The organism is Rhodococcus sp. GA1, from assembly GCF_024321955.1.
Taxonomy (GTDB): Bacteria; Actinomycetota; Actinomycetes; order Mycobacteriales; family Mycobacteriaceae; genus Rhodococcus; species Rhodococcus pyridinivorans.
Genome location: NZ_CP097186.1, coordinates 782266 through 796057, shown reverse-complemented (window position 1 = coordinate 796057; position 13792 = coordinate 782266). Strand labels below are relative to the sequence as shown.

Annotated in this window: 13 protein-coding genes and 1 rRNA gene; 13 read left to right on the top strand and 1 reads right to left on the bottom strand. The window is 64.6% G+C overall.

What is annotated here, in order from left to right:
• Positions 1 to 6: 6 nt before the first annotated feature.
• The 11 genes from M3330_RS03825 to M3330_RS03775 all read left to right on the top strand — a co-directional run bounded on the left by M3330_RS03825 (position 7) and on the right by M3330_RS03775 (position 9588).
• On the top strand, positions 7 to 1212 hold the full coding sequence (locus M3330_RS03825; RefSeq protein WP_006552588.1) for an MraY family glycosyltransferase: 1206 nt from the start codon (positions 7 to 9) through the stop codon (positions 1210 to 1212).
• An 11-nt stretch (positions 1213 to 1223) separates the two neighbouring features.
• Complete coding sequence (locus M3330_RS03820; protein WP_006552589.1) at positions 1224 to 1703, top strand: hypothetical protein; 480 nt, start codon at positions 1224 to 1226, stop codon at positions 1701 to 1703.
• Positions 1704 to 2112: 409 nt separating this feature from the next.
• On the top strand, positions 2113 to 2811 hold the full coding sequence (atpB, locus tag M3330_RS03815) for a F0F1 ATP synthase subunit A (protein ID WP_006552590.1): 699 nt from the start codon (positions 2113 to 2115) through the stop codon (positions 2809 to 2811).
• A gap of 90 nt (positions 2812 to 2901) precedes the next feature.
• Positions 2902 to 3150 carry an ATP synthase F0 subunit C gene (locus tag M3330_RS03810; protein WP_006552591.1) on the top strand — a complete coding sequence of 83 codons (249 nt, stop codon included), beginning with the start codon at positions 2902 to 2904 and terminating at the stop codon, positions 3148 to 3150.
• Positions 3151 to 3163: 13 nt separating this feature from the next.
• The gene (locus M3330_RS03805) at positions 3164 to 3727 is read left to right on the top strand and encodes a F0F1 ATP synthase subunit B (RefSeq protein WP_006552592.1); all 564 of its coding nucleotides are present in this window, start codon (positions 3164 to 3166) and stop codon (positions 3725 to 3727) included.
• 5 nt (positions 3728 to 3732) lie between these two features.
• A complete protein-coding gene (locus M3330_RS03800; protein WP_024103705.1) occupies positions 3733 to 4548 on the top strand; it encodes a F0F1 ATP synthase subunit delta in 816 nt (271 codons plus the stop codon).
• 60 nt (positions 4549 to 4608) lie between these two features.
• A complete protein-coding gene (gene atpA, locus M3330_RS03795; RefSeq protein WP_006552594.1) occupies positions 4609 to 6252 on the top strand; it encodes a F0F1 ATP synthase subunit alpha in 1644 nt (547 codons plus the stop codon).
• A gap of 48 nt (positions 6253 to 6300) precedes the next feature.
• Complete coding sequence (locus M3330_RS03790; protein WP_006552595.1) at positions 6301 to 7284, top strand: F0F1 ATP synthase subunit gamma; 984 nt, start codon at positions 6301 to 6303, stop codon at positions 7282 to 7284.
• A gap of 6 nt (positions 7285 to 7290) precedes the next feature.
• Entirely contained in the window at positions 7291 to 8739 is a 1449-nt protein-coding gene (gene atpD / locus M3330_RS03785; RefSeq protein WP_016692470.1) for a F0F1 ATP synthase subunit beta, read from the top strand.
• Between the two features lie 6 nt (positions 8740 to 8745).
• Entirely contained in the window at positions 8746 to 9114 is a 369-nt protein-coding gene (locus M3330_RS03780) for a F0F1 ATP synthase subunit epsilon (protein WP_006552597.1), read from the top strand.
• A gap of 39 nt (positions 9115 to 9153) precedes the next feature.
• Positions 9154 to 9588, top strand: a complete 435-nt coding sequence (locus M3330_RS03775) for a DUF2550 domain-containing protein (RefSeq protein WP_024103706.1) — start codon at positions 9154 to 9156, stop codon at positions 9586 to 9588.
• A 10-nt stretch (positions 9589 to 9598) separates the two neighbouring features.
• On the opposite strand, the gene M3330_RS03770 is transcribed toward M3330_RS03775, so the two are convergent.
• Positions 9599 to 10171 carry a cob(I)yrinic acid a,c-diamide adenosyltransferase gene (locus M3330_RS03770; RefSeq protein WP_019288973.1) on the bottom strand — a complete coding sequence of 191 codons (573 nt, stop codon included), beginning with the start codon at positions 10169 to 10171 and terminating at the stop codon, positions 9599 to 9601.
• Between the two features lie 58 nt (positions 10172 to 10229).
• Here M3330_RS03770 and murA point away from each other — a divergent pair, with 58 nt between their 5' ends.
• Both murA and M3330_RS03760 read left to right on the top strand, forming a co-directional pair.
• Positions 10230 to 11510 carry a UDP-N-acetylglucosamine 1-carboxyvinyltransferase gene (gene murA, locus M3330_RS03765; RefSeq protein ID WP_019288974.1) on the top strand — a complete coding sequence of 427 codons (1281 nt, stop codon included), beginning with the start codon at positions 10230 to 10232 and terminating at the stop codon, positions 11508 to 11510.
• A gap of 559 nt (positions 11511 to 12069) precedes the next feature.
• Positions 12070 to 13591: ribosomal RNA gene (locus M3330_RS03760) — 16S ribosomal RNA — on the top strand.
• Positions 13592 to 13792 lie beyond the last annotated feature (201 nt).

Sequence of the window (13792 nt, the reverse complement as noted above, 5' to 3'; positions counted from 1 at the left end):
GAGCACGTGACTGCAGCCGACACCACCGCCGTACTGCTCGCCCAGGCCGGGCGCGGCGCCGGCGTTCCCATCCGGGAGCTTCTCCTCGTCCTGCTCACCGCCGCGGTGGTGACCTTCCTCGCGACCGGTGTGGTGCGGATCCTCGCGCTGAAGTTCGGAGCGGTCGCCGTTCCCCGCGACCGCGACGTGCACGTGACCCCGACCCCGCGGATGGGTGGGGTCGGCATGTACATCGGCCTCGTCGCGGGAATCGTCTTCGCTCAGCAATTACCTGCTCTGACAAGGGGTTTCGAATTCACCCCGGATATGGGGGCGGCGCTCGCTGCGGCCTCGATCATCGTCGTCGTCGGCATCGTCGACGACCGGTGGGGACTCGACGCGCTCACCAAGTTCGTCGGCCAGGTCACCGCGGCCGGCGTGCTCGTGATCATGGGCGTGAGCTGGATCGTCATCTACGACCCGTTCAGTGCCTCGACACTCGTACTCGACCAGCTCCAGGGCGGTCTCATCACCGTCGCCGTCGCCGCGGTGACGATCAACGCGATGAACTTCGTCGACGGGCTCGACGGACTCGCGGCCGGACTGGGTCTCATCGCCGCACTCGCGATCTGCGCGTTCTCCGTGGGTCTGCTGCTCGATCAGGGCGGCGACGTCTCCGCCTACCCGCCGGCCCTCATGGCCGCGGCCCTCGCCGGCGCCTGCCTCGGCTTCCTGCCGCACAACTTCCAGCCCGCCAAGATCTTCATGGGCGACTCCGGGTCCATGCTCATCGGTCTCATGCTCGCCGCAATCTCCACAAGCGCCTCGGGCCTCATCCCGCTCAGCGCCTACGGTTCGCGCGACCTGCTCGGTCTGCTCTCGCCGCTGATCCTGGTCGGTGCCGTGATGTTCATCCCGATCCTCGACCTGCTCCTCGCGATCGTGCGGCGCACCCGGGCCGGCGTCAGCCCCTTCAGCCCCGACAAGATGCACCTCCACCACCGCCTGCTGCAGATCGGGCACTCGCACCGTCGCGTGGTGCTGCTGCTCTACCTGTGGGTCGGAATCCTGGCCTTCGGGGCTGTCGGTTCCTCGCTGCTCGACCGGCGGGCGGTGGTGTTGATCCTCGCGGGCGGTCTCGTGTTCGCCCTCGTCGTGACCGCTGTGCCGTCGCTGCGGCGGCACGACGAGTCGGGGGAGACGCCGCCGGAGCACTCCCGAGAGGTCGGTTAGGCTCGGATATCGTGACGAACCCGGATCATCCCGAACCCGACCACGGCCTGCCCTCGCTGCCCGACCCGATCGCGCCGATGCGCGCGGCCGTGCGGTACGGCGCCCTCGGTCTTCTCGCGCTCGCCGTCGTGGCGTCGGTGATCTCGGTGCTCGTCGCCGGGATGCCCGGTCTGTGGGGTGCACTCATCGGAGCGGCCGTCGGCGGAGGGTTCATCCTCTTCACCGCACTCGGCGTTCTCCTGACGTCGAAGATGCCGGCGATGACCGCCGGAGCCGTACTTCTCGGCACCTGGCTGCTGAAGCTGATCCTCGCCATCGTCGTGATGGGCTCGCTCGACTCGCTCGACTTCTACAACCGCAACGCGCTCGTCCTCACCATCGTGTTCGCCCTGGTCATCGTTCTGGGAGCCGAGACCTACGGGGTGCTCTCGCAACGTGCCCTGTACGTCGATCCCCAGGCGTCGTCCGGATCCGACAACGACGATCGGTAGTAGCACCGCTTGTCCATAACCCCCCACGTAGGAACCCACCTACGCACTGTCGTAGAGCAGTTGGTAGGGTGAGTTCTACGAGAGTGACGCTGCCCGCATCGGGTTCGAAGAGGGTGCGCAGTTGTGACTTCGTAGGCGGTCGTGTTCAAATGGCCGCCGAGTCGACGAGAGTCGCCGACACCGGCAGGAAGCGGGACCGTTCACGCGGTTCGGACCACTGGCGAATACGCGAGCCGACCTGGTCGACTTCTGGATCGTCAATGTCCGATCGAACCGCAGACGGCATGCCTGCGGCCGACTACGGGAGAGAGCGCTGAGCGTCACCACCTTGGCAGCCGGAGAATTCCACGCGCCGTCACTAGCTGATTTTTTCCCACCGGCAGTCCTGTTCGAAGGAACCCCCTTCGAGATGGACCGGTTGATGCTCATCCGCGTCGCCGTCGCCCTGATCGTCGCGCTGTTCTTCTTCTTCGCGTTGCGGAGTCCGAAGATCGTGCCGCGGGGCGTGCAGAACGTCGCCGAGATCATGCTCGACTTCGTCCGGATCCACATCGCCGAGGACATCCTCGGTAAGGAACAGGGACGCCGGTTCCTCCCGGTGATCGTCACCATCTTCTTCCTGGTGGTCGGTCTGAACCTGACATCGGTCATCCCGTTCCTCAACATCTCGTCCAACGCACGAATCGGTATGCCGATCGTGCTCGCGGCACTCGCCTACATCGTCTTCAACTATGTGGGCATCAAGAAGTACGGATTCTTCCGCTACGTCAAGAGCAGCATCGTCATCCCGAACCTGCCGCCCGCTCTCCACGTGCTGGTGATCCCGATCGAGTTCGTCTCGACGTTCATTCTGCGGCCGTTCACGCTGACCATTCGTCTCATGGCCAACATGCTGGCCGGTCACATCATGCTCGTGCTGTTCTTCAGTGCCACGCAGTTCTTCTTCTTCGATTCCGACGGCTTCATGAAGGTGTTCGGCATCGGTTCTCTCATCGGCGGAATCGCGTTCACCTTCTTCGAGCTCCTGGTGATCGTCCTGCAGGCCTACATCTTCGCGCTGCTCACCGCGGTGTACATCGACCTGGCCCTGCACGCCGAAGAGCACTAGCTCGACGAACGGCACGACCCACATCTACACAAAGACTGACTCGGTTGCCGACTCCCGGGGCCGAGCCACAAGAAAGGGAATGGAACACCAATGAGCGTTGCGCTTCAGGCAGCAGACGTCCTCGCCCAGGAGACCACGATCTCGGGTGCAGGCGCCATCGGCTACGGCCTCGCCGCCATCGGCCCCGGCATCGGCATCGGCATCGTCGTCGGCAAGGCGATCGAGGGCATGGCTCGTCAGCCCGAGATGGCCGGCCAGCTGCGCACCACGATGTTCCTCGGTATCGCCTTCACCGAGGCCCTCGCGCTGATCGGCATCGTCGCCGGCTTCATCTTCTGATCCGACGATCACAATGGCTGACAGCATCCTGATCCTCGCGGCAGAGGAAGGGGAGACTCCCAATCCCCTTCTCCCCGCGACATACGACATCGTCTGGTCGCTGGTCGCCCTGATCCTCGTCGGATTCGTCTTCTGGAAGTTCGTGCTTCCGATGTTCCAGAAGGTGCTCGACGAGCGTTCGGAGCTGATCGAAGGCGGCATCAAGAAGGCAGAGGAAGCTCAGGCGGAGGCTGCGGCCGCGCTCGAGCAGTACCGTAGCCAGCTCGCCGAGGCTCGCACCGAGGCGGCGCAGATCCGTGAAGAGGCCCGTGCACAGGGCCAGCAGATCATCGCCGACATGAAGGCGCAGGCCCAAGAGGAGAGCGACCGTATCGTCGCCGCCGGTCACAACCAGCTGCAGGCCCAGCGCCAGCAGATCGTGGCCGAGCTGCGTAGCGATCTCGGACGCAGCTCCGTGGATCTCGCCGAGAAGATCCTCGGCGAAGCGCTCGCGGACGACGTGAAGCGTGCCGGCTCGATCGATCGGTTCCTCGACGAACTCGACTCCCTCAGCGCTGACTCTGCATCCGGAAAGTGAGCACCATGTACGCAGCAAGCCGTGAGGCACTCGCTCATACGCGTTCCGCGTTGCAGTCCGCCCTGGGCTCGGGTGCCGCGACTGCCGCTGCGGCTCAGGCCGGTTCCGAACTCTTCTCGGTGGTCGAGGCGCTCGACAGCCAGCGCGCCCTCCGGACCGCGCTGGCCGACGCCTCGGCCCCGGCTGCCGTTCGCGAGCGGCTGGCCGAGCAGGTCTTCGGCGGCAAGGTTTCGGCCCAGACCCTCGCGACCGTCAAGGCCGCAGCGGGGCAGGACTGGTCGGCACAGTCCGACCTGACCGACTCGCTCGTCCAGCTCGGCCGTGAGGCACTGCTGAAGGCCGCAGCGGACCAGGACCAGCTCGACACCGTCGAGGACGAACTGTTCCGCCTCGGTCGCATCGTGGCAGGCGACCCGGAGCTCGAGCAGACGCTCTCGGATCGCAGCACCCCGGCTTCGGCCAAGCGTGATCTGCTGACGCGCCTGCTGTACGGCAAGGTCACCGCAGTCACCGAGGCGCTGGCGGTCCACGCGGTCGGTCGGCTGAGCAAGTCGCCGGCCGAGACGTTCGACGAGTTGTCGGCGCTCGCCGCGGCCCAGCGGGACCGTGCCGTCGCGCACGTCCGCAGCGCGGCACCGCTCGATGCGAAGCAGGAGGAGCGGCTCACCGCGACCCTGACCCGCATCTACGGGAAGCCTGTGACGGTTCACGTCGAGGTCGATCCCGAGCTTCTCAGTGGATTGGTCGTCCGGGTGGGCGACGAGGTCATCGACGGTAGTGCCGCGGGTCGACTCGCTGCAGTGCGCAAGAGCCTCACGTAGTCCACTACCGAACACACACATAGATCTTTTCGAAGACCAGATACCGAGAGCAGGAAGAACATGGCGGAGCTGACGATCTCCTCCGACGAGATCCGTAGCGCGATTGACAATTACACCGCGAGCTACTCCCCGGAGGCCTCCCGCGAGGAGGTCGGCGTGGTCGTCGACACCAGTGACGGCATCGCGCACATCAGCGGTCTGCCGTCGGCGATGGCCAACGAGCTGCTGGAGTTCCCCGGTGGCGTCCTCGGCGTGGCCCTCAACCTCGAGGCCACCGAGATCGGTGCCGTTATCCTGGGCGACTTCCAGACCATCGAGGAAGGCCAGGAAGTCAAGCGGACCGGCGACGTTCTGTCGGTGCCGGTGAGCGACAACTTCCTCGGTCGCGTCGTGAACCCGCTCGGTCAGCCGATCGACGGCCTCGGCGACATCGAAGCCGATGAGACCCGCGCCCTCGAGCTGCAGGCCGCGACCGTGCTGGAGCGCCAGCCGGTCGAGGAGCCGCTGCAGACCGGCATCAAGGCCATCGACGCGATGACCCCGATCGGCCGTGGCCAGCGTCAGCTCGTGATCGGCGACCGCAAGACGGGCAAGACCGCCGTCTGCATCGACGCGATCCTGAATCAGAAGGCGAACTGGGAGACCGGCGACCCGAAACAGCAGGTCCGCTGCATCTACGTCGCGATCGGCCAGAAGGGCTCGACCATCGCGGGTGTCAAGCAGGCACTCGAGGAGAACGGCGCGATGGAGTACACCACCATCGTCGCGGCTCCGGCCTCCGACTCCGCCGGCTTCAAGTGGCTCGCCCCCTACACCGGTTCGGCCCTCGGCCAGCACTGGATGTACCAGGGCAAGCACGTCCTCATCGTGTTCGACGACCTGACCAAGCAGGCCGAGGCCTACCGCGCCATCTCGCTGCTGCTGCGTCGTCCGCCGGGCCGCGAGGCATACCCCGGCGACGTCTTCTACCTGCACTCGCGTCTGCTGGAGCGCTCCGCCAAGCTCTCCGACGAGCTCGGTGGCGGCTCGCTGACGGCCCTGCCGATCATCGAGACCAAGGCGAACGACGTGTCGGCCTACATCCCGACCAACGTCATCTCCATCACCGACGGCCAGGTCTTCCTCGAGTCCGACCTGTTCAACAAGGGTGTCCGCCCCGCCATCAACGTCGGTATCTCGGTTTCCCGAGTCGGTGGCGCCGCCCAGACCAAGGGCATGAAGAAGGTCTCCGGTTCGCTGCGTCTCGAGCTCGCGCAGTTCCGTGAGCTCGAAGGCTTCGCCGCCTTCGCCTCCGACCTCGACGCCGCGTCGAAGGCTCAGCTCGAGCGCGGTCAGCGTCTCGTCGAGCTCCTCAAGCAGGACCAGTACGCGCCCATCGCAGTCGAGGACCAGATCGTGTCGATCTACCTCGCCGGCGAAGGTGTCTTCGACTCGGTTCCGGTCGAGGACGTGCGTCGCTTCGAGACCGAGCTCCTCGAGGATCTGCACCGCAACGCCGCAGGCGTCTACGAGCAGATCGCCGGTGGCAAGGCCCTGTCCGACGAGTCGATCGAGGCCCTCCGCGCCGCGACCGCCAAGTTCAAGGAGGGCTTCATCGCCTCCGACGGCAGCCGTGTCGTGAACGAGGCAGAGGCCGAGGCCCTCGGTGCCGACGAGATCCAGCAGGAGCAGGTCTCCGTCAAGCGCACCACCGTTCGCAAGTGAGCGGGGAGTCCATGACCCAGCGTCCAGTGAAGGGAGTGTGATCGACGAATGGCGAACTTGCGCGAACTGCGCTCGCGGATCAAGTCGGTCAACTCGACCAAGAAGATCACCAAGGCGCAGGAACTGATCGCGACGTCGCGTATCACGAAGGCCCAGGCCCGAGTGGCAGCGTCCAAGCCGTACGCCGAGGAGATCACCAAGGTGCTCTCCGAGCTGGCGAGTGCGTCGGCCTCGTTGGATCACCCCCTGCTCAACGAGCGCGAGAACCCCAAGCGTGCCGCAGTGCTGGTCGTGACCAGCGACCGCGGTATGGCCGGCGGTTACAACTCCAACGTCCTCAAGGAAGCCGAGGAGCTGCGTCAGCTGCTCCTCAGCGAGGGCAAGGAGCCTGTGCTGTACGTGATGGGCGGTAAGGGCCTCGGCTACTACACGTTCCGTGAGCGTGAAGTGGCCGCTGCCTGGACGGGCTTCTCGCAGGACCCCCGTTACACGGACGCCGCGAAGGCGAGCCGTCACCTGGTCGAGCTGTTCATGGCGGGTTCGGGCACCGAGGTGCCCGCACCGAACGGCGAGGGCACCATCGAGGGCGTCGACGAACTGCACATCGTCTACACCCGCTTCGTGTCGATGCTGACCCAGACCCCCCAGGTTCGCAGAATGGCTCCGCTCGAAGTGAGCATCACCGAGGACGAGATCGACCTCGGCGAGGACATGCTCACCGACGGACGCCGCGCCACGGACAACGAGGGACCGCAGGCCGTGTACAACTTCGAGCCGGAGGCCGGAGTTCTGCTTGAGGCTCTCCTGCCGAAGTACATCAGCACGCGCATCTACGCGTCGCTGCTGGACGCGGCGGCCTCCGAGTCGGCAGCCCGTCGTACCGCCATGAAGGCCGCGACGGACAATGCCACGGAATTGGTGAACACCCTCAGCCGTCAGGCGAACCAGGCCCGGCAGGCCCAGATCACCCAGGAAATCAGCGAGATCGTCGGCGGTGCCGGTGCGCTCGCCTCGAGTGCAGGAAGTGACTGAACCACAATGACCGCAGCAGTAACCGACAACAACGCCGGTGCGGCGTCGGCCCTTGCCGGGCGCGTCGTCCGCGTCATCGGCGCCGTCGTCGACGTGGAATTCCCGCGTGGCGCCGTGCCCGAGCTGTTCAACGCCCTGCACGCAGAGGTCACTCTGCCGTCCGTGGCGAAGACCCTGACCCTCGAAGTCGCGCAGCACCTGGGTGACAACCTGGTCCGCACGATCTCGATGCAGCCCACCGACGGCCTGGTGCGTGGCGCCCCCGTCAGCGACACCGGCAAGCCGATCTCGGTTCCCGTCGGCGACGTCGTCAAGGGCCACGTGTTCAACGCGCTGGGCGACTGCCTCGACGCGCCGGGCACCGGACGCGACGGCGAGCAGTGGGGCATCCACCGCAAGCCCCCGGCCTTCGACCAACTCGAGGGCAAGACCGAGATCCTCGAGACCGGCATCAAGGTCATCGACCTGCTGACCCCGTACGTGAAGGGCGGCAAGATCGGTCTGTTCGGTGGTGCCGGTGTCGGCAAGACCGTTCTGATCCAGGAGATGATCACCCGTATCGCGCGTGAGTTCTCCGGTACGTCGGTGTTCGCCGGCGTCGGTGAGCGCACCCGTGAGGGCACCGACCTCCACCTCGAGATGGAAGAGATGGGCGTCCTCCAGGACACCGCCCTCGTCTTCGGCCAGATGGACGAGCCGCCGGGCACGCGTATGCGCGTCGCCCTGTCGGCCCTGACGATGGCGGAGTACTTCCGCGACGTCCAGGGACAGGACGTGCTCCTGTTCATCGACAACATCTTCCGCTTCACGCAGGCCGGCTCGGAGGTTTCGACCCTCCTCGGCCGTATGCCGTCGGCCGTGGGTTACCAGCCCACGCTCGCGGACGAGATGGGTGAGCTCCAGGAGCGCATCACCTCGACGCGTGGCCGCTCGATCACCTCGCTGCAGGCGATCTACGTGCCCGCCGACGACTACACCGACCCCGCGCCGGCCACGACGTTCGCTCACCTCGATGCGACCACCGAGCTCTCGCGTCCGATCTCGCAGATGGGTATCTACCCCGCTGTGGACCCGCTGACGTCGACCTCGCGAATCCTCGAGCCGGGCATCGTCGGTGCCGACCACTTCCGGGTGGCCAACGAGGTCAAGCGCATCCTGCAGAAGTACAAGGAACTGCAGGACATCATCGCCATCCTCGGTATGGACGAGCTCTCCGAAGAAGACAAGGTCACGGTCGCCCGTGCCCGTCGTCTCCAGAAGTTCCTCGGCCAGAACTTCATCGTCGCCGAGAAGTTCACGGGTCAGCCGGGTTCGGTCGTGCCGCTCGCCGACACCATCGAGGCCTTCGACCGCGTGTGCAAGGGCGAGTTCGACCACCTGCCCGAGCAGGCGTTCAACAGCTGCGGTGGACTCGACGACGTCGAGGCTGCAGCCAAGAAGATCGCCGGAAAGTAGGCCACCGTGGCTGAGATGAGCGTGGACATCGTTGCCGTCGAGGAGCGTGTGTGGTCCGGATCGGCGACTCTCGTCACCGCCCAGACCACCGAGGGCGAGATCGGCATCATGCCCGGTCACGAGCCCGTGCTCGGCCAGCTCGTCGAGGGTGGCGTCGTGTCCGTCAGGACCGCGGACGGTGAGCGGATCGTCATGGCCGTCCATGGCGGATTCCTCTCGGTGACCGCGACGACGGTGACGGTGCTCGCCGAAGCCGCCGACCGCGTGGAGGACATCGACGTCGAGGCAGCCAAGTCGACTCTGAACGATGCAGATCGTGACGAGTCGGAGATCGCAGCGGCCCGCGGCCGCCTGCGGGCTGTCGAACGAGCCTGATCGTCGAACAACGAGAAGCCGCGACGGAGCCGACGAGCAGTGTCACCTGGATTTCTGATTCTCAGTATCCTTGTGGTGCTGCTCGCGGTCTCCGTCGCGGCTTTGTTGTACCGCCTCTTTGCCCTGCGCGGCGGGGGTACCGCCGCCATTCTGCGAGTGATGCCTCAGAACGAGGGTTCCGGCTGGAGGCACGGAATCGTTCGGTACGGCGACGAGACACTCGCGTTCTACAAGCTTTCGAGCCTTCGGCCCGGACCCGACGTACGACTGACCCGTCAGGGCATCGATGTGCGTTCGCGACGGAAGCCGGAAGGCAGTGAATTCGACATCATGACCGAGGACATCGTGATCCTCGATGTGATCGACCGCGACGACTCGTACGAGATCGCGCTCGACAGCGGCGCTTTGATGGCCTTCATGTCCTGGGTCGAATCCAGGCCCGACGGCCGGTCGCAGCGCCGCCGCCCCCTCTAGAGGGACTTCCTCACGCGCCCGCTCCCGGCTTCCACAGCACGTCGCCGTCCGGGTTCGCGATCCGGCCCAGGATGAACAGCAGATCCGAGAGCCGGTTCAGGTACTTCGCGGGCAGGACGTTCGTGTCGTCCGGAGCCGCGTCCACCGCCGCCCACGCCGACCGTTCCGCACGTCGTGCCACCGTCCTGGCGGTGTGCAACAGAGCCGCCCCCGGCGTGCCGCCGGGAAGAATGAACGAGTTGAGCGGTTCCAGCTCCTCGTTGAATTCGTCGCACCAGCCCTCGAGCCGGTCGATGTACTGCTGGGTGATCCGCAGCGGCGGGTACTTCGGGTTCTCGACCACGGGCGTCGACAGATCCGCGCCGGCATCGAAGAGATCGTTCTGAATCTGTCGGAGTACCGGGACGAGCCGTTCCGGGAGCGCTCCCAGTGCGAGGGCCACACCGATCGCCGCGTTGGTCTCGTCGCAATCGGCGTAGGCGACCAGACGAGGATCGTTCTTCGAGACGCGCGAGAAGTCGCTGAGCCCCGTTGTTCCGTCGTCTCCGGTGCGCGTATAGATCCGTGTCAGGTGGACTGCCATGCGCGTCACGGTACCGGCTCTGCTCTTCCCGCGGACACGCCCGTTACGCTGTGTCGTTGTGAGTGAACGCTTTCTTGTCACAGGTGGGAACCGCCTTTCCGGCGACGTCGTCGTCGGGGGTGCCAAGAACAGCGTCCTCAAGTTGATGGCTGCGGCGCTGCTCGCCGAGGGCACCACCACGATCACCAACTGCCCCGACATCCTCGACGTGCCCCTGATGGCCGACGTCCTGCGTGGACTCGGCTGCGAGGTCGAACTCGAAGGCGACGCCGTACGCATCACGACGCCTGCCGAACCCGAGTACCGCGCCGACTTCGCGGCAGTGCGGCAGTTCCGGGCGTCGGTCTGCGTACTCGGCCCGCTGGTTGCACGCTGCCGCAAGGCGATCGTGGCGCTGCCCGGCGGCGACGCCATCGGCTCCCGTCCGCTCGACATGCACCAGGCGGGTCTGCGACTGCTCGGCGCCCATTCGTCGATCGAGCACGGATGCGTCGTCGCGGAAGCGGACGATCTGCACGGTGCCACCATCCGTCTGGCGTTCCCTTCGGTGGGAGCGACAGAGAACATCCTCATGGCCGCGGTCCTCGCCAAGGGGGACACGACCATCGACAACGCGGCCCGCGAACCCGAGATCGTCGACCTGTGCAACATGCTCGTCCGCATGGGGGCACGGATCACCGGTGCGGGCAGTACGACGCTGCGGGTCTCGGGAGTCTCGTCCCTCCGTCCCACCGAGCACCGGTGCATCGGCGACCGGATCGTTGCGGCGACGTGGGGGATCGCAGCTGTGATGACGCGGGGCGATATCGCCGTCCGTGGCGTCAATCCGAAGCATCTCGCGTTGGTGCTGGACAAGTTGCGCAGTGCCGGCGCCGAAGTCATGCCGTTGGCAGACGGATTCCACGTCGTGCAGAAGGAGCGGCCCCGTGCCGTCAACTTCGCGACGCTGCCGTATCCGGGATTCCCCACCGACCTGCAGCCCATGGCCATCGGTCTCGCGGCCATCGCCGACGGGACGTCGATGATCACCGAGAACGTCTTCGAAGCACGGTTCCGGTTCGTCGAGGAGATGGTGCGTCTCGGAGCGGACGCCCGCACCGACGGCCACCACGCGGTCGTGCGGGGAGTGGAGCAGTTGTCGAGTGCTCCCGTGTGGGCATCGGACATTCGTGCGGGCGCAGGTCTGGTGCTCGCCGGCCTGTGTGCGGACGGGGTCACGGAAGTGCACGACGTCTACCACATCGATCGTGGTTATCCGCGGTTCGTCGAGATCCTCCAGGAGCTCGGCGGAACCATCGAGCGGGTGGGTGTCGAAGAAGGCCGGCTCCTGTCGCACTAGGGAGAAACCCTTGATCGTGGCCTGTGTCCGGCGTCACCGGAAGCGATTTCGGTGCGGTCGGCGCCTTTCACGGACATCGACCTGGGCTTTCCTTGAGGCTTACCCCCTCTGACCAGGCGATTTGGCAGGCAGTTGATCCTCGCGTAACTTATTCCAGGTCAGAGCGACACGGACACCGACCCGGGCCGAGAGGAACGGGACAACGAGGTTGGACGAAGGCGCCTGAACTTGGTTACGAGCCCCCGATTCTTCTGGTAAGGTCGGTGGCCCCGGAGGTCGAAGAGACCTCCTGATGAACAGTCACCCCGGAGTGAACGAACCGGAAGGTTCGGGATCCATGGTGTGTGCGTGTTCTTTGAGAACTCAACAGTGTGCCGATGAATGTCAGTGCCAAATATTTTTGGTACTCCGCTCCATCATTTTCGATGGGGTGGGTATTTGCTGATCGTCTCATTCTTCCGTCTGGGATGATCAGTGTTTGAGCTAGTTTGAGTTTTTATGCTAGTGATTTGACTCTTTTGTCTTTGACTGATTGCCCCTTCGGGGTGATTGTGAGTCTTCAACGGAGAGTTTGATCCTGGCTCAGGACGAACGCTGGCGGCGTGCTTAACACATGCAAGTCGAACGATGAAGCCCAGCTTGCTGGGTGGATTAGTGGCGAACGGGTGAGTAACACGTGGGTGATCTGCCCTGCACTCTGGGATAAGCCTGGGAAACTGGGTCTAATACCGGATATGACCTCTTGCTGCATGGCGAGGGGTGGAAAGTTTTTCGGTGCAGGATGAGCCCGCGGCCTATCAGCTTGTTGGTGGGGTAATGGCCTACCAAGGCGACGACGGGTAGCCGGCCTGAGAGGGCGACCGGCCACACTGGGACTGAGACACGGCCCAGACTCCTACGGGAGGCAGCAGTGGGGAATATTGCACAATGGGCGCAAGCCTGATGCAGCGACGCCGCGTGAGGGATGACGGCCTTCGGGTTGTAAACCTCTTTCACCCATGACGAAGCGCAAGTGACGGTAGTGGGAGAAGAAGCACCGGCCAACTACGTGCCAGCAGCCGCGGTAATACGTAGGGTGCGAGCGTTGTCCGGAATTACTGGGCGTAAAGAGCTCGTAGGCGGTTTGTCGCGTCGTCTGTGAAATCCCGCAGCTCAACTGCGGGCTTGCAGGCGATACGGGCAGACTCGAGTACTGCAGGGGAGACTGGAATTCCTGGTGTAGCGGTGAAATGCGCAGATATCAGGAGGAACACCGGTGGCGAAGGCGGGTCTCTGGGCAGTAACTGACGCTGAGGAGCGAAAGCGTGGGTAGCGAACAGGATTAGATACCCTGGTAGTCCACGCCGTAAACGGTGGGCGCTAGGTGTGGGTTTCCTTCCACGGGATCCGTGCCGTAGCCAACGCATTAAGCGCCCCGCCTGGGGAGTACGGCCGCAAGGCTAAAACTCAAAGGAATTGACGGGGGCCCGCACAAGCGGCGGAGCATGTGGATTAATTCGATGCAACGCGAAGAACCTTACCTGGGTTTGACATGTACCGGACGACTGCAGAGATGTGGTTTCCCTTGTGGCCGGTAGACAGGTGGTGCATGGCTGTCGTCAGCTCGTGTCGTGAGATGTTGGGTTAAGTCCCGCAACGAGCGCAACCCTTGTCCTGTGTTGCCAGCACGTGATGGTGGGGACTCGCAGGAGACTGCCGGGGTCAACTCGGAGGAAGGTGGGGACGACGTCAAGTCATCATGCCCCTTATGTCCAGGGCTTCACACATGCTACAATGGTCGGTACAGAGGGCTGCGATACCGTGAGGTGGAGCGAATCCCTTAAAGCCGGTCTCAGTTCGGATCGGGGTCTGCAACTCGACCCCGTGAAGTCGGAGTCGCTAGTAATCGCAGATCAGCAACGCTGCGGTGAATACGTTCCCGGGCCTTGTACACACCGCCCGTCACGTCATGAAAGTCGGTAACACCCGAAGCCGGTGGCCTAACCCCTTGTGGGGGGGAGCCGTCGAAGGTGGGATCGGCGATTGGGACGAAGTCGTAACAAGGTAGCCGTACCGGAAGGTGCGGCTGGATCACCTCCTTTCTAAGGAGCAACTCCTCATGCACCCCGAGTAGTCGGGGACGGTAAACGCATGCAGGCAGAGCCATTACGGATTCACAGGTAATCCGGTGGTGCTCATGGGTGGAACGCTGACAAGCATTTTCTTCACTACTGCGGGCCCGAGTGCCGGCAGGAAGAAAGTTATATCGGTGCACTGTTGGGTCCTGAGAGAACACGCAATGT